Here is a 19,900-nt window from a genome sequence, read left to right as displayed (position 1 = left end):
GCCCGTCGGCCGACCGAGAAGGATCCGGCGTCAGCCCTCCTCCACCCCCACCCCCAACGGCAGTTCCGTCCACACCGTCTTGCCCTCGCGGGTGTGGCGGGCGCCCCAGCGGTCGGTGAGTTGGGCGACCAGGAGGAGGCCGCGGCCGCCCTCGTCGGTGCTGAGGGCGCGTCTGAGGTGGGGGGCGGTGCTGCTGGGGTCGGAGACCTCGCAGATCAGGGAGCGGTCGCGGATGAGTCGCAGGGTGATCGGCGTGCCGCCGTACCGGTAGGCGTTGGTGACCAGTTCGCTCACCACCAGTTCGGCGGTGAACGCCAGTTCCTCCTGGCCCCATTCGGTCAGCGTGGCGGACGTCAGTTCGCGGGCCTCGGCCGCGGCGGTCGGTTCCGCGGGGAGTTCCCAGGTGGCGACGCTCTCCGGCGGCAGCGCACGCGTACGGGCGAGGAGCAGCGCGACATCGTCCTGCGGGTGCACCGGCAGCAGCGCCTCCACCGCCGCCTTGCAGCTGTCCTCCAGGCGGCAGGCGGGCTGTTCCAGTGCTCCGCGCAGCAGCGCCAGACCCTCGTCGAGGTCCCGCCTGTGGACCTCCAGCAGCCCGTCCGTGTAGAGCGCGAGCAGGCTGCCCTCGGCGAGTTCGAGTTCGGCGGACTCGAACGGGAGGCCGCCCAGTCCGAGCGGCGGCCCGGCCGGCAGGTCGGGGAGGGTCATCCGGCCGTCGGGGCCGACCACGGCGGGCGGTACGTGGCCCGCGCGGGCCATGGTGCAGCGGCGGGAGACCGGGTCGTACACCGCGTACAGGCAGGTGGCGCCGATGACCTGCGGGCTCTCCGGGCCGCCGGCGGCCGATTCCTGCTCCTCGGCCAGGCGGTTGACGAGGTCGTCCAGGTGGGAGAGCACTTCGTCGGGCGCGAGGTCGAGGGCGGCGAGCGTGTGCACCGCCGTGCGCAGCCGCCCCATGGTGGCCGCGGCGTGCAGCCCGTGGCCGACGACGTCGCCGACGACGAGGGCGACGCGGGCGCTGGAGACGGGGATGACGTCGAACCAGTCGCCCCCGACGCCCGCGGCGGGGTCGGCGGGCAGGTAGCGGTGGGCGACCTCGACGGCGAGCTGTTCGGGCAGTGCGCGCGGCAGCAGGCTGCGCTGGAGGGTCAGCGCGCCGTGGTGCTCCTGGGTGTAGCGGCGGGCGTTGTCGATGCAGATGGCGGCGCGGGAGACGAACTCCTGGGCCAGGACGAGGTCGTCCCGTTCGAACGGTTCGGAGCGCTCCGCCCGCCACAGGCTCACCAGCCCGAGTACGAGGCCGCGGGCGGCCAGCGGCACGACGATCAGCGAGTGGGCGCCCAGGCGCAGGGCCTGTTCCGAGCGCTCCGGGTCCTGGATGTACCAGCCGGTGCTGCGCCCCAGGTCGGATTCGAGGATCGGCTGCTGCTCGGCGAGGCACTGCGCCTGCGGTGTCCCCGGGGCGAAGCGGAACACCTCGCCGACGGGGTACATGACGTCCAGGCCCTCCGCCACGACGGACCGTACGGCCGTACGGTGGACGGGCACGTACGTCCCCCGGGTGGGATCCTGGCCGCGGGTGACCGGCTCCAGCAGGTCCACGGAGACCGCGTCGGCGAGGTCCGGCACCGCCACCTCGGCCAGTTCCCGGGCGGTCTGCGCGACGTCCAGCGTGGTGCCGATGCGGGCGCTCGCCCGGTTGAGGACGGCGAGCCGGTGCTGGGCCCGGTGCCGGTCGGTGACGTCTTCCACCATTTGGGTGACGCCGAGCACGTCCCCGGAGGAGGAGTCCCGCATCCGGAACGCGGATACCGACACCACCCGTTCCCGGCCGGGGTCGGTGCGCAGCCGGCACGACTGCTCGGTGAAGATCAGCGGCCGGCCGGTCTCCAGCACCCTGCGCAGCCGCTCCTCGATGGTGGCCACGTCCGGGCCGACGAGGAAGTCCGCCATGCGCAGGCCCCGGTGCGCGGGGGCCGGACGCCGGCTGATGCTCGCGATGGCCCGGTTGATCCGGAGGATGCTCAGGTCGGGGGCGTGGACGGACAGCCCGATGGGAGAGTTCCGGAACAGGCCCTCCAGTACGGACCGGTCGATCTCCCACTGGGCGACCTCGGCCGCGGGCGCGGCGACGAGGAACCACTCGTACGCGTCGTCGCCCCGGACGACGGGCCGGGCCCGGAAGCCCAGCTCGACGCGGTGTCCGTCGCGGTGCAGTACCGGCAGGACGCCGGACCAGCCCCCGTCGCGCCGGGCCGCGGCGACGGCCTCCGCGGCGGCCGCCCGGTCGTCGTCGTGCAGCAGGAAGGTGTCCGCGCGCCGCCCCAGCACGTCCCGCGGCCGGTGGCCGAGCAGGTCCTCGGCGCAGCCGCTCCAGCCCGTCACCGTGCCCCGCTCGTCGAGCACCGCCGAAGCCGCCCGGCGCAGCGCGAACGGGTCCTCCGGGCACTCGGCGGACTCCGGCACCGGTGCGTCCATCGCTTCGCCCCTTCGACTCGCCGACCGTGCCCCGGCCGCCGTCCGACGGCGACTCCCGAGGACGACCCGGAACTCCTGACTCGCGCAGCTCTGCCCCAGTATCGTTTCGCCTCGCCCGCCCCGCGCCCCGGGCCGGGGGCGGGAGGCCGGGCACTCGGCCGATCGGGGCCCTCCCGGCCCCGCACGGACCCGGGGCCTCTCGAACGTGCCGGGCCGGCCCGCGCACCCTTCGTCGTCGCGGCGCGGGAGGCGACCTGCCTGAGTGCGCCGGGAACGGCGGAGCTGTGAGCGCACGCGTGCGTGCGTCGTGCGCGGCCACGTTCACGTGCCGCAAGCCCCTCACCTGGATGCGGATCGGGCGGGGTGCCCCCTCGACGCCCGGCCGCCCGCCCCGCTCCCCGGCCCGGCACCCTCCCGTCGCACATCAGCTTGATAAGCCGCGCGTAAGATCCCCTTCCCGGCATGGGCGATATGCCGGAGAACCGGTCGTCATCCCTCTCGGAGAAACCATGCGACGTGCCCTCATCCCGCTCGGTGCCGCGGCCCTGCTGTGCGCCGGCTGCTCCGGAGGGGCCGCGGACAAGGCCGGGCAGTCCCCGAAGGCGTCCGCCTCCGCGCCGGCACCCGACGTCGATCACGGGGCGGCGGTGAAGGCCGCCGTGGCCGCCACCGTCAAGGGCAGTGCCCGGATCGACGAGACGATCGAGATGGGCGACGGCGCCACGACGATGTACAGCCTCACCATCAAGGGCGACTTCGACTGGGCGGGCGCCAAGGGGCGGCTCAAGACCGGGCTGCGCATGGGCCGTGCCTCGGATGCCGCCGGGGGCGGGCCGGAGATGGAGCAGATCTTCTCCGGCGGCACCGTCTACGTCGGCGGGTTCCCCGACCAGCACGGTGCCTGGGGGTCGGTGCGCCGGGACAAGGCGGAGGCCCAGCGGATCCTGCGGGCGCCGCTGAACGACCCCGAGCACGTCCTGAAGCAGGTGTCCCTGATGCGCGGGGCGAAGAAGGCGGGCGAGGAGCAGATCGGCGGGCGGCCGGCCGTGCACTACCGCGGACGGCTCGACAACGAGACGATCATGCTGCGGATGTCGGAGCGCGGCCGGACGAAGATCGCCCGGGCGCGGCAGAAGATCGGTGAGCTGGTCGTGTACGCGGACGCCTGGGTCGGCCGCGACGGCCGGATCGTCCGTACGCGGCTCTCCTGGCCGCTGGGCGCCGGCGGCTGCACGGCGACGATGAACCTGACCGACTTCGGCAAGGCGGTGCGGGTCACCGTCCCCGCGCCCGGCAAGGTCACCCCCATGCCGTCGGCCGACGGCCCGATGCTCGGCTGAGGACGGACGGCGGCCCGGCCCGTCGGGCAGCCGGCGGGCGGACCGCGGACCGGCCCGCCCGCCGGGCGTCGCCCTCCGCACAGGCGCGATTCAGCCTCCGTACAGCCGCAGTACGGTGACCGAATACGCCGGGAACGTATACGTGAACCGCGTCCCGAGCCCGTTCAGCGGCACCGACCGGGGCACGACCGCCGTCGGGTCGCCGAGCGTGTTGGTCGCTTCCGGGCCCGGCCCGGACAGGATCTCGGCCCGGCCGGCGGGGCCGACGGTCCGGACGCCGTCGACGCGTACGGATGTGGTGCGCGGTGTGCCTCCGGTGTTGACGACGGCGAGGTACAGCCGTCCGGTCCGGGTGTCGCGGGTGGTGACGGCGCTCAGGCCGGGCAGGGCGCGGACCCCGGTGGGCAGCACGGTGTCGCCGCGGTGGGTGCGCAGCAGCTGCTGCGCGTAGGAGCTGGGCGAGTGGTAGCTGGTCAGGCCGTCGTACGCGATGAGGTTGGTGGCCCAGGTGTTGTCGCGGACGTGGCTGAACAGGGGCGCGTAGCACTCCATCACCACGTGGTCGCTGTTGCGGATGATGCCGGTGAGCCAGGCGGCGTCGCCGAGCGCGGCCCGCAGGTTGGGGGTGGGGCGGCCTTCCTGGGCCGCCCATTCGCCCACGAAGACCTTCGGGGTGGCGCGGTCGCGCCGGTCGTAGAAGTGGGCGCCGGCCGCGAAGGCGGCGGGTGAGCGGTAGTAGTGCTCGTCGATGAGGTCGTGGGGGCGGCTGCGGACGGGGGTGGTCGCGATGAGCTTCAGATGCGGGTACGCACGGGTGAGCGCGTCGTGGAAGGCCGCGTAGCGCTCCTCGTACGAGCCGGAGGTGTCGAACCAGTCCTCGTTGCCGATCTCCACGTACCTGAGCGGGTACGGTGCGGGATGGCCGTCGGCGGCGCGCCGCGCGCCCCAGGTGGAGCCGGCGGGCCCGGTGATGTACTCGATCTGGTCCAGCGCGTCCTGCACGAAGGGCCGCAGGGCCTCGCCGGTGACGTGCTCGCCCTTGAGCGAGTAGCCCGCGTACACGCACAGCACCGGCTCGCAGTCCAGGTCCTCGGCCATCTGGAGGTATTCGGGCAGGCCGAGGCCGTCGGTGGACCAGTAGCCCCAGGCGGAGTTGCGGTGGCCGGGGCGCCGTTCGACGGGGCCGATGGTCTTCTTCCAGTCGAAGCGGTCGGCGATCACGTTGCCTTCGAGGTAGTTGCCGCCGGGGAAGCGCAGGAAGGCGGGGCGCAGCGCGGCGAGCGCGGCCATCAGGTCGGGGCGCAGGCCGTTGGGGCGGTTCCGGTGGGTCGGCGGGAAGAGCGAGACCTGGGCGAGCCACAGGGTGCCCGTGCGGCCGGTGGCGCCCGCGGTGGTCACGGTCAGCCGCGCGTCGGTGGTGGTCGGGGCGGTGGGCGGGGTGCGCAGGGTCAGGTCGTGGCGGCGCCAGTCGCGGCCGGGGGCCGGTGCGGCGGCCCGCGCGTACACGGTGCCGTCGGTGCCGGTGAGGGCGAGGGTGAGCGGGCCGGTGCGGCCGTCGGCCTTGGCGTAGTAGGAGGCGCGGTAGGTGGTGGCAGGGCGTACGGGGATGCCCCAGTAGCCGTCGTTGGCCGCGCCGGAGCCGGGGCCGCGCACGGTGATCCGCAGGGACCGGGTGAGCGCTTCGTTGAGGGGCGCGGTGGGGTCCAGGGCGATCGTGGCGCCGCCGAGGGCGCTCCAGTGCAGCGGGGTGCGGGGATCGGCCATGAAGCTGCGGTTGTTGACGAGTTCGGCGTACAGGCCGCCTTCGCCGCTGTGGTTGATGTCCTCGAAGAAGATGCCGCCGAGCCGGGGCGGGACGGTGGGGCCGGGGCGGCGGGCGTCGACGGTGAGCAGCGGTGTGGTGTCCCGCTCCGGCACGCCGGCCAGCCGGGCGATCTGCGCGCCGCTCAGGGCGGTGTCGTAGCAGCGCACGTCGTCGATCGCGCCCTGGAAGTGGTCCGCCTCGGCACCGGCGAACAGGCCGCGGCCGACGGTGGTGGCGCCGGTGGCCCGCCAGCCTCCCGGGGCGGGCGCCTCGCCCTCCGGTACGCCGTCGACGTACAGCCGTAAGACGCCTGCCGCCGCGTCGGCGACGCCGGCGAGGTGGTACCAGCGCCCCGCCTCGGGGGCGAAGCCCGCGCCGGCGATCGCGGCGGCGCCGTTGGCGTCGGCCGCGTCCCTGGGCAGCCGGGTGAAGGCGAACGCCCGGGTGTCGTCGCGCAGTTGGAGGTAGCAGGCGCTGACGGCGGTGCCGTCGAGGGCGACGGCGGTACGGAAGCCGTCGGTGGCGGTGAGGCGGACCCGGGCGGTGAGGGTGAAGCCGTGCGCGGTGTCGACGGCGGGTCCGGCGGCGGTGGCGCAGGCGCGTCCGGCCAGGGCGAGGCCGTGGCCGGTGTGGCCGTCGCCCCAGGCGGCCCCGCCGCGCAGGGTGAGGGTGCGGCCGTGGCCGGAACTGTCGGCGGCGGTACCGCCGCGGCCTTCCTCGAAGGCCCAGTGGGCGACGGGGGCGGGCAGCGCGGGGCCAGGTTCCGCCGCGGCGGACGGTGCCGCCCCGGTGCGCAGCGCTTCGGTCAGGGCCGTCGCGCCCAGCGCGGTGATCACGGTTCTTCGTCCGGGCCCGCCCGGGACCGCTCCCGGGCGCTGGTCGTCGCTCGCCATGGGTACCCCTCCACTCCGTTGTGTACGGGAAAGCCGCGTACGGGAAAGCCGCGTACGTACGGGACAGCCGGGTACGGCTGCACCGGAACACCGTGTACGAGATATCGAACGCCGTGCGGCATACCGCCCGGCCTGCGAGGGAGAATGCGCCCCGCGCGCCGCCACGTCAACACCCGTCCCCCACACCGCGCGTGAACGGCCCCGGCCGAACGGCGGCGGCCCGCCGCGCCCCCATTGACACCGCCCGGCGACCCTCACTACGGTCACGCCACCATTTCGGACGCGTGACGAAATATCGAACACGATGGAGGGTCAGCTCCCGTGCGCATCACCGGTATCAGCACGCAGGTCGTCGGCACCCCCTGGCGCAACCTCACCTACGTACAGGTCCACACCGACGAGGGCCTCACCGGCGTCGGCGAGACCCGCATGCTGGGCCGCACCGACGCCCTCCTCGGCTACCTGGCCGAAGCGGCGGACCACCACCTCACCGGCTCCGACCCGTTCGCCGTCGAGGACCTGGTGCGGCGCATGAAGTACGGCGACTACGGGCGCGCCGGGGAGATCGTCATGTCCGCCGTCGCGTGCGTGGAGACGGCCTGCTGGGACATCAAGGGCAAGGCGCTCGGCGTACCGGTGTGGCAGCTGCTCGGCGGCCGGGTGCGCGACCGCGTCAAGGCGTACGCCAACGGCTGGTACACCACCGAGCGCACACCGGAGGGCTACCACGCCGCCGCCCGCGCCGTGGTGGAACGCGGCTACCGGGCCTTGAAGATCGACCCGTTCGGCACCGGCCACCTCGAACTCGACCCGGCCGCCACCCGCTACGCCGTCTCGCTCATCGAGGCCGTACGGGACGCCATCGGCCCGGACCGCGAGCTGATGGTGGAGATGCACGGGCGGTTCAGCCCCGCCACCGCGGTCCGGCTCGCCCGCGAGCTGGCGCCCTTCGACCCGGCGTGGCTGGAGGAACCCGTACCGCCGGAGAACCTGAAGGCGCTGGCCAAGGTCGCCGGCAAGGTGGACACGCCGATCGCGACCGGGGAGCGGATCCACGACCGGATCGAGTTCCGCGAGCTGTTCGAGTCGCAGGCGGCGGACATCGTCCAGCCGGACGTGGGCCACTTCGGCGGCATCCTGGAGACCCGCAAGCTCGCCGCGACCGCCGAGACGCACTACATGATGGTCGCGCCGCACAACGTCGGCGGCGGGGTGCTGACCGCGGCCTCCCTCCAACTAGCGGGCTGCACCCCCAACTTCAAGATCCTGGAGCACTTCAACGACTTCGCCGACTCCGACATCAAGCGCGTGGTCAAGGGCGCGCCCGAGGTCGTGGACGGCTACTTCACCCTGCCCGACGCGCCCGGCCTGGGCGTCGAACTGGACACCGACGCGGCGGCCGAGTTCCCGCAGCAGCCGGCCCGCTTCGACCTGTGGGCCGAAGGGTGGGAGCGGCGCGAAGCGGGCGCCGGGCGCCGGTGAACGCGCCCGCGCGCACCCGGTCCGTCCTCGTCGAAGGCCCGGTCCGGCACCGCCTGGTGAGCGCGCCCACCCCCTCCCCCGGTCCCGGCGAGGCGCTGATCCACGTAGCGGCGGCGGGCCTGTGCGGCAGCGACCGCGAGGTGTACGACGGCGGGCGGCCCGCCCCGTACGTCCGCTACCCGCTCGTCCCCGGCCACGAGTGGGCGGGCACGGTCGCGGCGGTCGGCGGCGGGGTGCCGGCCGGGCTGCTCGGCCGCAAGGTCGTCGGCGAGAACTTCCGTACCTGCCTGGCCTGCGACCGCTGCCGGGCCGGCGAGACCTCACTGTGCGCCGCCGCGTACGACGAGACCGGCTTCACCCGGCCCGGCGCGTTCGCGGACACCCTGGTGGTGCCCGCCCGGCTGCTGCACCCGCTTCCCGACGACGCGGATCTCGGTGCGGCCGCGCTGCTGGAACCGGCCGCGGTCGCCGCCGCTGCCGCGCTGGCCGCCCGCGCGGTGCCCGGCGAGCGGATCGCGGTGCTGGGCGCGGGCACCCTCGGGCTGCTGGCCGTACGGTTGCTGGCCGCCGTCTCCCCCGCCGAGCTGATCGCCGTCGATCCGCGCCGGGCCCGCGCCGAACAGGCCCTGGCGATGGGCGCGACCGGCGCCCGCTCCCCCGGTCCGGGGCCCGGCGGCTTCGACGTGGTGGTGGAGACCGCGGGCGCGCCCGGCACCGCCGCGACGGCGGTGGAACTCGCCCGCCGGGGCGGCCGGGTGGTCCTGGTCGGACTGCCGGGCTCCGCCGCCCGCGGCCTCGATCCGGTGCGCCTGGTCACGGACCACCTCACCGTGCGCGGCGTCTTCGGCGCGCCGTCCGCCGCCTGGACCCATGCCGTACGGGCCTTCACCACCGGTCTGCTGGACCCGGCGCCGCTGATCACCCACACGCTCCCGCTGGAGCGCTGGGGCGAGGCCGTGGCGCTGATGGGCGGCGGCGATCCGGAGGTGGGGAAGGTGCTGGTGCGGCCGGGGGCGTAGGCGGCGCCCGCGCGCCGCCGAACAGTCCGGCCGCCTCACGCCCGCGGTCCCGAACATCGTCCGATATCCCGAACAGAGGAGCCTCATGACCCTCTCCCCTCCCGGTACCGGCCCCCTCCCCCTCTCCCCTCCCGAAGCCCGCACCCACCCCACCACCGGCCCGCTCCCCTTCCGCCACCCCGCCGGCCACGCCCTCGCCCCGCTCGGCCACGCCGCCCCCGCCGACGACCCCGCCGACGCCTCCCCGTACGCGTTCCCCGACGGCGGCACCTGGCGGACCGAGATCCCCTCCGTGGAAGGCCCGGAGGTGCTGTCCGCGGTCCTCAAGGAGGCCGGGCGGCTCGGCGTGCCCGTCCACCGTGTCAGCCAGGGCAGCGGCGTGTGGATGCTGACCGACACCGAGATCACCGACATGCTCGACGCCTGCGCCGCGCACGGCACGGAGCTGTGCCTGTTCACCGGGCCGCGCGGCACCTGGGACGTCGGCGGCGCCACCGGGCCGCGCGCCCGGGGCCAGGAGGCGGTGGCCGGCTGCGTCGAGGACGCGCTGCGCGCCACCGGTCTGGGCGTGCGCTGTCTGCTCGTCGCCGACGAGGGGGTGCTGTGGCTGCTGCACCGGCTGCGCGCGGCCGGGACCCTGCCCGCCGGCACCACCTTCAAGGTCTCCGCGCTGATCGGACCGGTCAACCCGGCGGCGTACGAGATCTACGAGCGGCTCGGTGCCGATTCCCTGAACGTGCCCAGCGACCTCACCCTCGACCAGCTCACCCAGATCCGCCGCGTCTCCCGCGCCCCCATGGACTTCTACGTCGAGGCGCCCGACGACCTCGGCGGCTATGTGCGGATGTACGACGTGGCGCAGCTCGTCCGGCGCGGCGCGCCGCTGTACCTGAAGTTCGGCCTCAGCCGCTCCCCCGCGCTGTACCCGTACGGCGCCCAGCTGCGGGCCGCCGCCCTGGACAGTGCGCGCGAACGGGTGCGACGCGGCCGGCTGGTGCTGGACCTGCTGGCCCGGCTCGGCGGCGACGGCCGCATGTCGCCGCCCGGTTCCCGGCTGCCGGGCGAACTGCGCCGCTTCCCCGTACCCGACGAGGTGGACCAATGACCGGGCCGGCGCGCATACCGCGCCGCACGGCCCTATCGACGGCCTTCGCCCTCGCCCTCGGCCTGACCGCCTGCGGCCAGGAGGCCAAGGGCGGCAGCCGTTACCGGCCCGGCGGCTCCGGCGGCGGCACGGTCGGCATCGCGATGCCGACCAAGGCGTCCGAGCGGTGGCTGGCCGACGGCCGCAACATGGTCCGCGAGTTCGCGGCCAAGGGCTACCGGGCCGACCTCCAGTACGGCGACGACCGGGTGGAGAACCAGCTCGCGCAGCTGGAGAACATGGTCGCCAAGGGGCACCGGCTGCTGGTCGTGGCGGCGATCGACGGCTCCGCGCTCACCGATGTGCTGCGCCGTGCGAAGGAGGCGGGCATCGGGGTGATCGCGTACGACCGCCTGGTGCTCGGCACCCCGGACGTCGACTACTACGCCTCCTTCGACAACGCGCGCGTCGGCCGCCTCCAGGGCCGCTACATCGCCGACAAGCTGCGGCTGGAAGCGCGCGCGGACGAGCGGTTCACCATCGAGCTGTTCGCGGGATCGCCCGACGACAACAACACCCGGTACTTCTGGAACGGCGCGATGGCCGAACTCCGCCCGTACCTGCGTCGCGGACAGTTCGTCGTCCGCAGCGGCCAGACCGCGCTCAACCAGGCGACCACCCTGCGCTGGGACGGCGGCACGGCGCAGAAGCGGATGGACGACCTGCTCAGCAAGTACTACGGGACGGCCCGGCTGGACGCGGTGCTCTCCCCGTACGACGGCATCTCCCTCGGCGTCATCTCGGCACTGAAGAGCGTCGGTTACGGCGGTTCCGGCCGCCCGTACCCGGTCGTGACCGGGCAGGACGCGGAGCTGGCCGCCGTGAAGTCGATTCTGGCCGGGCAGCAGACACAGACCGTCTACAAGGACACCCGCAAGCTCGCGCGGCAGGCGGTGCGGATGGGCGACGCAGTGCTGCACGGCAGGAAGCCGCAGGTCAACGACGTGAAGACGTACCACAACGGGGTGCGGGTGGTGCCCGCTTTCCTGCTCGACCCGGTCAGCGTGGACCGCGGCAACGCCCGGATCCTGGTCGAGGAGGGCTATCTGAAGGCCGCGGACCTGGGCGGTGCCCTGTGAGCGGGCACCGGGCCGTGCGGGCGGACGCCCCCGTGCTGGAGATGCGCGGCATCACCAAGACGTTCGGCGGTGTCACCGCGCTGGACGGCGTACGGCTGTCGGTGCGCGCCGGGGAGATCCACGCCGTCTGCGGGGAGAACGGCGCGGGCAAGTCGACCCTGATGAAGGTGCTCAGCGGGGTGTATCCGCACGGCAGTTACGCCGGTGAGATCCGCTTCGGCGGTGAGCGCTGCGCGTTCCGGGACGTGCGGGCCGGCGAGCGCCGCGGCATCGTCATCGTGCACCAGGAACTGGCGCTGGTGCCGTGCCTGTCGGTGGCGGAGAACATCTTCCTCGGCAACGAGCGGGCCCGGCGCGGCGTCATCGGGCGGTACGAGACGCTGCGGCAGGCGTCCGCGCTGCTGGCGCGGGTGGGCCTGGCCGAGGACCCGCGCACCCGCGTCGACGGTCTCGGCGTCGGCAAACAGCAGTTGGTGGAGATCGCCAAGGCGCTGGCCAAGGACGTCCGGCTGCTGATCCTCGACGAGCCGACCGCCGCGCTCAACGACGCGGACAGCGACCACCTGCTCGACCTGGTGTGCCGGCTGCGCGACCAGGGCGTGGCCTGTGTGCTGATCTCGCACAAGCTGGGCGAGATCCGGCGGGTCGCGGACGCGGTGACCGTGCTGCGCGACGGGCGCACCGTCGAGACGTTCACCGTACGAGACCGGCCCGGCGCCGCGCCGTCCGTCCCCGAGGAGCGCATCATCCGCGCCATGGTCGGCCGCGACCTGGACCACCGCTTCCCGCCACGGACACGCTGTGCGGGCCCGGACGCGGGCGCACCGGCGCTCGCCGTCGAGCGGTGGACCGTCCACCACCCCGTCGACCACCGGCGCAAGGTGGTGGACGGGGCGTCCCTGCACGTCCGCCGCGGTGAGATCGTCGGCCTCGCGGGGCTGGTGGGCGCGGGCCGCACCGAGCTGGCGATGAGCGTCTTCGGCCGCTCCTACGGGCGGTACGCGGGCGGTACCGTACGGCTCGGCGGCCGGCCGGCCGTGCTGCGCTCCGTGCCGCAGGCGGTGGCGCACGGCCTCGCGTACGTCACGGAGGACCGCAAGACGTACGGCCTGAACCTGCTGGACAGCGTGCACCGCAACCTCTCGCTGGCCGCGCTGTCCGCACTGGCCAGGCGCGGCGTGGTCGACCGGCACGCGGAGCGGCGCGCCGCCGAGGAGCTGCGCGCTTCACTGGGCATCAGGTCGCGCACCGTCTTCGAGCCCGTCGGGCAGCTCAGCGGCGGCAACCAGCAGAAGGTGGTGCTGGGCAAGTGGCTGCTCGCCGAGCCGGAGGTGCTGATCCTCGACGAGCCGACCCGGGGCGTGGACGTGGGCGCCAAGTACGAGATCCACACGGTGATCGGGCAGCTGGCCGCGCGCGGCAAGGCGGTGCTGCTGATCTCCTCCGAACTCCCCGAGCTGCTGGGCCTGTGCGACCGCCTCTACACGATGGCGGCCGGGCGGGTGACCGGCGAGCTGCCCCGCGCGCGGGCCTCGCAGGAGGCGCTGATGCGCCTGATGACCGCCGAGCCGCCGCGTCCCGCCGGACCGCCGGCCCCCCGCCCCTGCCCCACGGACGAGAACTGAGGCCGCCATGACCACCGCAGTCCAACCGTCCGCCGACCACCCGGCGGGCCCGCCGTCCGGTACCGGTCCCGGCCCGTCGGCCGGCGCCGTGCTGCTGGCCGCGCTGCGCGGCAACCTGCGCCAGTACGGCATGATCATCGCGTTGGCGGCCATCGTCGTCCTCTTCCAGATCTGGACCGGCAACGCCCTGCTGCTGCCCAACAACGTCTCCAACATCGTCCAGCAGAACAGCTACATCCTCATCCTCGCCATGGGCATGATGATCGTGATCGTGGCCGGGCACATCGACCTGTCCGTCGGCTCGCTGGCCGCGTTCACCGGCGCCGTGGCGGCCGTCCTGATGGTCCAGCAGCACCTGCACTGGCTGCCCGCGCTGCTGCTGTGCCTGCTCATCGGCGCGGCGGCCGGGGCCTGGCAGGGGTTCTGGATCGCGTACGTCGGGATACCGTCCTTCATCGTCACCCTGGCCGGGATGCTGCTGTTCCGCGGCGCGACCCAGATCGTCCTGGCGGGGCAGTCGCTGTCCCCCTTCCCCGGCCCCTTCCAGGACCTGGCCCAGGGCTTCCTCCCGGAGGCCGGACCGTACACCCGCTACCACAACCCGACCCTGCTGATCGGTCTGCTGGTGGTGGCCGGGCTCCTGCTGCGCGAGCGGCGCGACCGGCGGCGGCGGGCCGCGCACAGCCTCGAAGTGCTGCCGCGCTCCCTGTGGCTGGCCAAGTGCGCCGCCATCACCGCGGCCGTGGCGGTGTTCACGCTCACCCTGGCCAGCTACCACGGCGTCCCGGTCGTACTGCTGATCATGTGCGCGCTGCTGCTCGGACTGGGCTTCGTGATGCGCGACGCGGTCGTCGGCCGCCATGTGTACGCGCTGGGCGGCAACCGGGCGGCGGCCCGCCTGTCCGGGGTACGGGACGGGCGGGTCACCTTCCTGGTCTTCGTCACGATGGGCGTCCTCGCCGCGCTCGCCGGCTGCGTCTACGCGGCCCGCCTCAACGCGGGCACCCCGCAGGCCGGCATCAACTTCGAACTGGAGGCGATCGCGGCCGCGTTCATCGGCGGCGCCTCCATGAGCGGCGGCGTCGGCACCGTGTTCGGCGCCGTGACCGGCGCGCTGGTGCTCGGCGTCCTGAACAACGGCATGTCCCTGGTCGGCATCGGCACCGACCACCAGCAGGTCATCAAGGGCCTGGTCCTGCTGGCCGCGGTCGGCTTCGACGTGTGGAACAAGCGGCGGACCGGTACGTAGCGCTGTGCCCGCACGGGTCCGCCGCGTCGGTGCCGCGTGTCACCTCCGCCAGAACAGGTGGTGCACGACGCCGCTCGCGCTGGGCACGACCTCCAGGTGGAACCGGTCGAGCAGTTCGTCGGGCGACTCCCAGAGGCGGATACCGGAACCGAGTTCCACCGGCGCGACCGCCACGTGCAGGGTGTCGACCAAGTCCGCGTCCAGGAACCGCCGGACGGTGGTGACCCCGCCGCCGAGCCGGACGTCCTTGCCCCGCGCCGCCTCCCGCGCCCGTTCGAGCACCGTGGCCGGTTCGCCGCCGACGAAGTGGAAAGTGGTGTCGGAGAGCGTGAACGAAGGGCGTTCGTGATGGGTCATGACGAACACCGGGGTGTGGAACGGGGGCTCGTCGCCCCACCAGCCGCGCCACTCGTGGTCGCGCCAGGGCCCGCGCTGCGGGCCGAACTTGTTGCGGCCCATGATCTCGGCGCCGATGTTGCGCGCGAAGTCCCGCGTGAAGTAGTCGTCGAGGCCGCGGCTCCCGCCCGGTTCGGTGCGCATCGGCCAGCTGGCCGTGGCACCGGCCCAGGAGAACAGCCTCTCGGGACGGGGGAGGCCGAACGGGGTCTCCAGGCTCTGGTGCTCCCCGGCGCCGATCCCGTCACGTGAGACGTTGAAGTTCATCACTCGCAGCAGCTGGTCCATGTGTCTCCTCGTCCAAAATCCTGTCGCGTTCCCGGTGCGGCGGAACGCCCCCGCACCAGGACGTCGAACGGGACCCGGCCGGATCGACAGCGGGCCGCGACTTTCTTCCGGGTGCCCCCATGCGCCGGGGCCCCGCCGTCGTCCGGCGGGGCCCCGGCTGGGCGGGATGCCCGGCGTGGCGCCTCCGTGGGGCGCTCACGCGGCGGGCAGCACGGCCCCGTCCCCGGCCGCCGCGGCGGGCAGTACCGCGCCGGCCCGGTCGGCGGGCACCCCGCCGTCCTCCCCGGCCGTCGCCGGGTGTCCGGTGCCGTCCCCGGGCAGCTCGGCGAGTACGGAGTCGTCCTCGACCCGGGCGCCCGGCAGCCGGTGCCGGGCCGCGATCAGCGCGGCGTCGACATCGCGGGTGCCGGTGGACACGCACAGGGTGTAGGCCACATCGTCCATCCGCTGCCGGACTTCGGGGCTCCCGTTCGCCGCGTCCAGTACCCGCAGCGTCTCGTACTGCTCGACCAGATCCCGCAGTACCGCAGGGTGCGCCAGCAACATCAGGGCCTCCTCGTTCGCCACCGTCCGTGAACAACTGCGCTCCGTGTACCCGACGGCCCGACCCGTATGCCCGCGTCTTCTCCTTGCCGCGCGTCCGCCTCACCGGGCACCCCCGCACCACCCGGTACGGGCGTCGGCCCGGCCGGGGAGCGCGGCCTCATCCGGCGAACTCGGGCTGCGCCAGTCCCCGCCCGGCGTCCGGCACCACCAGCAGCGACCCGCCGAGCGGCGCCACGCCCGGCCCGCCGCGCGCCGTGGTGACATACAGATCGGTGAGCGCCGCGCCGCCGAACGCGCAGGCCGTGGGGCGGGCCACCGGCATCGGGAGCACCCGCTCCAGCACCCCGTCGGGCGTGTAGTGCCGTACCTGCGCACCCTCGAACATCGCCACCCACAGACCGCCCTCGGCGTCCACGGCCAGCCCGTCCGGATAGCCCGCCGTCCCCGCCGGCTCCTCGATCTCCACGAAGGGACGGCGGCCGGTCACCAGCCCGTCGTCCGTGACGTCGAAGACATCGACGCGCCGGGTGGGGGTGTCGATGTAGTACATCCGCCGGCCGTCCGGGCTCCATCCCGTGCCGTTGCTCACCGTGACGTCCGACAGCACACGCGTGGCGCCGCCGTCCGGCGCGATCCGGGTGAGCGTGCCGCGTCCCGGCGCCTCGTCGTACGCCATGGTGCCCGCCCACAGCGACCCGTCGGGCGCCACGGCCGCGTCGTTGCCGCGCCGCCCCGCCACCGGCTCACGGCACAGCCACGCGAACGCGCCGTCCGCGTCGTACGTGCCCACGCCGTCCCGCAGGTTGACGACCAGCCCGCCGCGCGTACGGGGCTTGGCCGCGCCGACGTGCTGTTCGGTGGCCAGGACGGTGCGGCGGCCGGTGGCCGGGTCGACGGTGTGGACGCGGGCGGAGAGGATGTCCACCCAGATCAGCCGCCCGGCGCGGGCGTCCCACGTGGGTCCCTCGCCGAGCCGGGCGGGCGCGGCGACGGCGACCTCCCAGACCCGGGTCACGGCTGCCCCCGGTGGCCGAGCCGCGCGGACAGTTCGTCGGCGCCCTTGCGGGCCAGCCCGGCCAGTTCGGCGCACCGCTCCTCGCTCCACCGGATCATCGGCACCGAGACGCTGAGCGCCGCCACGACCCGCCCGGACCGGTCCCGTACGGGCGCGGCCACGCAGCTCACGTCCGGGTTGGACTCCCGCTGCTCCACCGCCACGCCCCGGTCCCGGATCAGCGCGAGCTGGGTGTGCAGCTCCGCGGGCGAGGTGACGCTGTGCTCCGTCATGGCCGTCAGCTCGCCGTCCGCCGGGAGGCGTTCGGCCAGCGCGGCCTCGGGCAGCGAGGCCAGCAGCATCTTGCCGACGGCGGTGCAGTGCGCGGGCAGCCGCCGCCCGGCCGCGGACACCATCCGTACCGCGTGGGTGCTGTCCACCTTGGCCACGTAGATGACATCGGCCCCTTCCAGGAGCGCGATGTGCACGGTCTCCCCGCAGGTCTCGGCGACCTCGCGGGCCACCCGCTGCCCCTCGGCCGCCAGGTCGAGCTGTTCGGCGTACCGGCTGCCGAGCTGGTAGGCGCGCACGCCGAGCCGGAAGCGGCCCGGCTGTTCGGGCACGTGCGCGAGGTAGTTGCGCGCGACGAGGGTGCTGACCAGTTCGTGCACACTGGTGCGCGGCAGGCCGAGCCTGCGGGTGATGTCGGGGGCGGACAGTGTGCCGTCCCCGTCGAGGAAGAGCTCCAGTATGTCCAGCGCCCGCGTCACCGCGGGTACGAGTCGTCCCATGCGCTGCCGCCCCTCATCCGTCACCGGACCGGCCGGCCGGGCCGGTCGTTCGAGATACCGGCCGGCCGCCGGTATCACGGACGAACCCTAGTGCGCGCCCCCACCCTCGGCAACGCCATCCCCGGCCTGTCGGCATCGTGTCCGATACTGGCCCCGGCCGGCCGTTTCCGCAGCCCGTGCGGGGGCGTGGCAGGGAGCCGGCACCTGAAGGGGGATCAGGACGTGGACGGTACGGGGAGCGCGGACGGGGCGGGCCCCGCGGTTCCGGAACGGCGCGGGCTGCGCTGGGACTTGGCGGAGTTCGAGCGGCTCGTCGCGGGCATCGGGGCGGGAGCGAGCCTCGAAGAACTGGGGGCCGGGCATCAGCGGGGCGTGTCCGGCATGCGCTGGGCCGTACGGCAACTGGTGCCCCCCGAAGAGGCGTCCGACGGAGAGGCGGCCGCCGCCTGGCTGGCCCGGCGGCCGGCCGACGGGCCGTACGACTGGCAGGCCCGGCTGGAGGAATCCCGGCGGGCGCGGGCGGCGGGGAAGAAGGACAGGGCGGCGGGCGGGCGACGGGCGCGCCCGGAGGCGTGTGAACCGGCCACGGTCGTGGCGCTCTGGCAGGAGGTGACCGGGCACCGGCTGTCCCCCGGGCGCCGCGCCGAGTTCCTGGACCGTGCCACCGTCCGGGACCTCACCGCCCATCCGGAGGAAACGCTGCGGCCGGTGGCCCGGCGGCTCTGGCAGGCGTACGGGCACCTCCTCCTCGACGCCTGGCTGCTGGACACCGTGTGTCCGGGCTACGCGACCGCCGACCTGTCGTGGGAAGCGGTGGCCGACGGCGTACCCGACACGGCCACCGTGCTGCGTGACCTCGCCGCCGCGTCCGTCGACGAACTGCGCGACGCCCGCGCCCACGCGGTCCTCTGCCGCCGGCTCGGGCTCGACGGCCACGACCCGCGGAGCCAGCCGGCCATCGCGCAGGAGTTCTCGCTGTCGGCGCAGCGCATCAGCCAGCTCCAGGCACGCGGCGTCGCCCGGATGCTCGGCGGCCGCCGGCCGGCCACCCTCGCCTGGCGCGAGGCCCTGGGCACCCTCCTCGGCGAGGACCGCCCGCACGCCGCCGAACGGCTCCTCACGATCGCGGAGACGGCGTTCCCCGGCGCGCCGCTCAACCCCGCCGGCCTGCTGCCGGCCCGGCTCGCCGGCAAGGACGACGCCGAGGCCAGGCGCCTGCTCAAGGAGGCGGCCGGGGTGCTCGCCGAGCGCCGCAAGGAGGAGCGGCGCCGCCGGCGGCTGGCCGACCGCGCGGAACGCGCGTCCGCCCGCTGGGCCGCCCTCGCCTCGGCTGCCGACTGGTTCGGCGCCCCGGGCGCCGCCCCGGACCCGGCGGAGCTGACCGCGCTGCGCGAAGTCAACCCGCGGGAGCACTCCGGCACCTGGTACAGCCAAAAGCTCGGCCGCGAGGTGCAGTACGAGTCGCAGACCGAGCTCCAGGTCATCCACCTCCTCGACCACGCCGGCCAGATAGCCCGCTACCAGGAGCAGCCGCTCGCCATCGGCTACCGGCACGCGGGCCGGACCCGCTCGTATTACCCCGACTTCCTCGCGGTCACCACCGAGGGACACGCCGTACTGATCGAGGCCAAACCGCAGTGCGACATCCCGCTGGCCGTCAACCTGGCCAAGTACCGGGCGGCGGCCGGTCTCTGCGCGCGCAACGGCTGGGGCCTGCTCATCACCGACGGCACCCGCACCCTCCGGGACCTCGAACGCCACCCGGTCGCCACGGAACTGGAGCAGCGGCTCCGGGCCGCCCTGGACACCAGGGAACTGACCTGGCCCGACGTGCGCGACATCACCCGCGGGACCGCCTTCACCTCCCTCGACCTGGCGGCGCTGGTCCTGCGCAACGGCTGGCAGTGGGAGCTGGGGCCGTACCGGCTGCGCGCGGGATCCCAGCCCTTCCCGAAGCCGCGGGCCCACTCCGGATAGGGCCCCACCCGGGGTGAGCGCCGCGCCCGCGGCTCCCCTTCAGGACGACGTCCGCAGCCAGTCCTCGAAGCGTGTCGTGGCCAGGCGGGCGTGGCCTTCGGCGGGGACGAGGCTGCGTTCGGCCAGTTCGGAGCCGAAGTAGCGGGCGTGCGGGTCGGCGACGACCACGCGCGGGTCGTTCCAGGCGCGCAGGGCCCTGCCGATCAGTTCGTCGAAGCGGAACAGCTGGGGCCCGGCCACCTCGGTGGTCCCCTTCAGCGAGGCTTCCACGGCGGTCCCGGCCACCGCCTCGGCGACGTCCTCGGCCGCCATCGGCTGGAAGAGCACGGGCGGTACGCGCACGGTGTCGCCCTCGGTGGCGGTGTCGGCGATGCCCCTGACGAACTCGAAGAACTGCGTCGCCCGGATGATCGAGTACGGGACCGGCCCCTGCTTGATCAGCCGCTCCTGGGCCGCCTTCGCCTGGAAGTAGCCGTTGTCGGGCAGGTCGTCGATCCCCACGATCGACAGTGCCACGTGGTGCGTCACACCCGCCTTCGTCTCGGCGGCCAGCAGGTTGCGGGTGGAGGTGGTGAAGAAGTCCCGTACCGCCGCCGCCTCGAAGGAGGGCGAGTTGGCCACGTCCACGACCACCTGGGCTCCCGCCAGCGCCGCGTCCAGGCCCTCTCCGGTCAGCGTGTCGACGCCCGTGCCGGGCGCGGCGGGCACCGCCTCGTGCCCGCGTGCACGGAGCTTGCCGACCACTTTGCCGCCGATGAGGCCGGTGCCTCCGATGACCACGATCTTCACGTCGCG

At 74.3% G+C, this 19,900-nt stretch carries 14 protein-coding genes and 1 pseudogene; 8 read left to right on the top strand and 7 right to left on the bottom strand.

The genetic code is table 11. The features are described 5' to 3' along the window. Positions 1–30: 30 nt before the first annotated feature. The gene (locus CP973_RS16120) at positions 31–2,478 is read right to left on the bottom strand and encodes a SpoIIE family protein phosphatase (RefSeq protein ID WP_150241312.1); all 2,448 of its coding nucleotides are present in this window, start codon (positions 2,476–2,478) and stop codon (positions 31–33) included. A gap of 509 nt (positions 2,479–2,987) precedes the next feature. Between CP973_RS16120 and CP973_RS16115 the strand changes: the two genes are divergently transcribed. Further along, complete coding sequence (locus CP973_RS16115; protein ID WP_150241310.1) at positions 2,988–3,818, top strand: SCO4651 family lipoprotein; 831 nt, start codon at positions 2,988–2,990, stop codon at positions 3,816–3,818. A gap of 90 nt (positions 3,819–3,908) precedes the next feature. On the opposite strand, the gene CP973_RS41400 is transcribed toward CP973_RS16115, so the two are convergent. Continuing rightward, on the bottom strand, positions 3,909–6,515 hold the full coding sequence (locus CP973_RS41400) for an alpha-L-arabinofuranosidase C-terminal domain-containing protein (RefSeq protein ID WP_150241308.1): 2,607 nt from the start codon (positions 6,513–6,515) through the stop codon (positions 3,909–3,911). Between the two features lie 321 nt (positions 6,516–6,836). On the opposite strand from CP973_RS41400, the gene CP973_RS16105 reads away from it, so the two are divergent. The 6 genes from CP973_RS16105 (at position 6,837) to mmsB (ending at position 14,113) form a co-directional block, all read left to right on the top strand. After that, positions 6,837–7,997: a mandelate racemase/muconate lactonizing enzyme family protein gene (locus CP973_RS16105; protein ID WP_150241307.1), complete on the top strand. Its 1,161-nt coding sequence runs from the start codon at positions 6,837–6,839 to the stop codon at positions 7,995–7,997. Continuing rightward, entirely contained in the window at positions 7,994–9,016 is a 1,023-nt protein-coding gene (locus CP973_RS16100; RefSeq protein ID WP_150241305.1) for a zinc-dependent alcohol dehydrogenase, read from the top strand. The genes CP973_RS16105 and CP973_RS16100 overlap by 4 nt, the downstream gene beginning before the upstream one ends. A gap of 85 nt (positions 9,017–9,101) precedes the next feature. Beyond that, positions 9,102–10,121 (top strand): hypothetical protein, encoded by a 1,020-nt coding sequence (locus tag CP973_RS16095; RefSeq protein ID WP_150241303.1) that lies wholly within the window; start codon positions 9,102–9,104, stop codon positions 10,119–10,121. Then, positions 10,118–11,239 carry a multiple monosaccharide ABC transporter substrate-binding protein gene (gene chvE, locus CP973_RS16090; protein ID WP_150241301.1) on the top strand — a complete coding sequence of 374 codons (1,122 nt, stop codon included), beginning with the start codon at positions 10,118–10,120 and terminating at the stop codon, positions 11,237–11,239. The genes CP973_RS16095 and chvE overlap by 4 nt, the downstream gene beginning before the upstream one ends. Before the next feature lie 41 nt (positions 11,240–11,280). Continuing rightward, positions 11,281–12,864: a sugar ABC transporter ATP-binding protein gene (locus CP973_RS16085; protein WP_150243655.1), complete on the top strand. Its 1,584-nt coding sequence runs from the start codon at positions 11,281–11,283 to the stop codon at positions 12,862–12,864. Positions 12,865–12,871: 7 nt separating this feature from the next. Continuing rightward, entirely contained in the window at positions 12,872–14,113 is a 1,242-nt protein-coding gene (gene mmsB, locus CP973_RS16080; protein ID WP_150241299.1) for a multiple monosaccharide ABC transporter permease, read from the top strand. 39 nt (positions 14,114–14,152) lie between these two features. Here mmsB and CP973_RS16075 read toward each other — a convergent pair whose 3' ends face one another. The 4 genes and pseudogenes from CP973_RS16075 to CP973_RS16060 all read right to left on the bottom strand — a co-directional run bounded on the left by CP973_RS16075 (position 14,153) and on the right by CP973_RS16060 (position 17,128). Then, positions 14,153–14,797, bottom strand: a complete 645-nt coding sequence (locus CP973_RS16075) for a dihydrofolate reductase family protein (protein ID WP_150241297.1) — start codon at positions 14,795–14,797, stop codon at positions 14,153–14,155. A gap of 324 nt (positions 14,798–15,121) precedes the next feature. After that, positions 15,122–15,343, bottom strand: a pseudogene (locus tag CP973_RS41595) (DUF5133 domain-containing protein); the annotation flags it as partial. A gap of 157 nt (positions 15,344–15,500) precedes the next feature. Beyond that, the gene (locus CP973_RS16065; RefSeq protein WP_150241293.1) at positions 15,501–16,358 is read right to left on the bottom strand and encodes an SMP-30/gluconolactonase/LRE family protein; all 858 of its coding nucleotides are present in this window, start codon (positions 16,356–16,358) and stop codon (positions 15,501–15,503) included. Beyond that, positions 16,355–17,128 (bottom strand): IclR family transcriptional regulator, encoded by a 774-nt coding sequence (locus CP973_RS16060; RefSeq protein WP_150241291.1) that lies wholly within the window; start codon positions 17,126–17,128, stop codon positions 16,355–16,357. The genes CP973_RS16065 and CP973_RS16060 overlap by 4 nt, the downstream gene beginning before the upstream one ends. A gap of 222 nt (positions 17,129–17,350) precedes the next feature. On the opposite strand from CP973_RS16060, the gene CP973_RS16055 reads away from it, so the two are divergent. Further along, complete coding sequence (locus CP973_RS16055; protein WP_150241289.1) at positions 17,351–19,105, top strand: TnsA endonuclease N-terminal domain-containing protein; 1,755 nt, start codon at positions 17,351–17,353, stop codon at positions 19,103–19,105. 39 nt (positions 19,106–19,144) lie between these two features. Here CP973_RS16055 and CP973_RS16050 read toward each other — a convergent pair whose 3' ends face one another. Next, a complete protein-coding gene (locus CP973_RS16050; protein WP_150241287.1) occupies positions 19,145–19,894 on the bottom strand; it encodes an SDR family oxidoreductase in 750 nt (249 codons plus the stop codon). Positions 19,895–19,900: the final 6 nt, after the last annotated feature.

This window comes from Streptomyces albofaciens JCM 4342 (genome assembly GCF_008634025.1).
GTDB classification, from domain to species: domain Bacteria; phylum Actinomycetota; class Actinomycetes; order Streptomycetales; family Streptomycetaceae; genus Streptomyces; species Streptomyces albofaciens.
The sequence above is the reverse complement of the archived record's forward strand: the minus strand, read 5'-3'. Positions and strand labels throughout refer to the sequence as shown.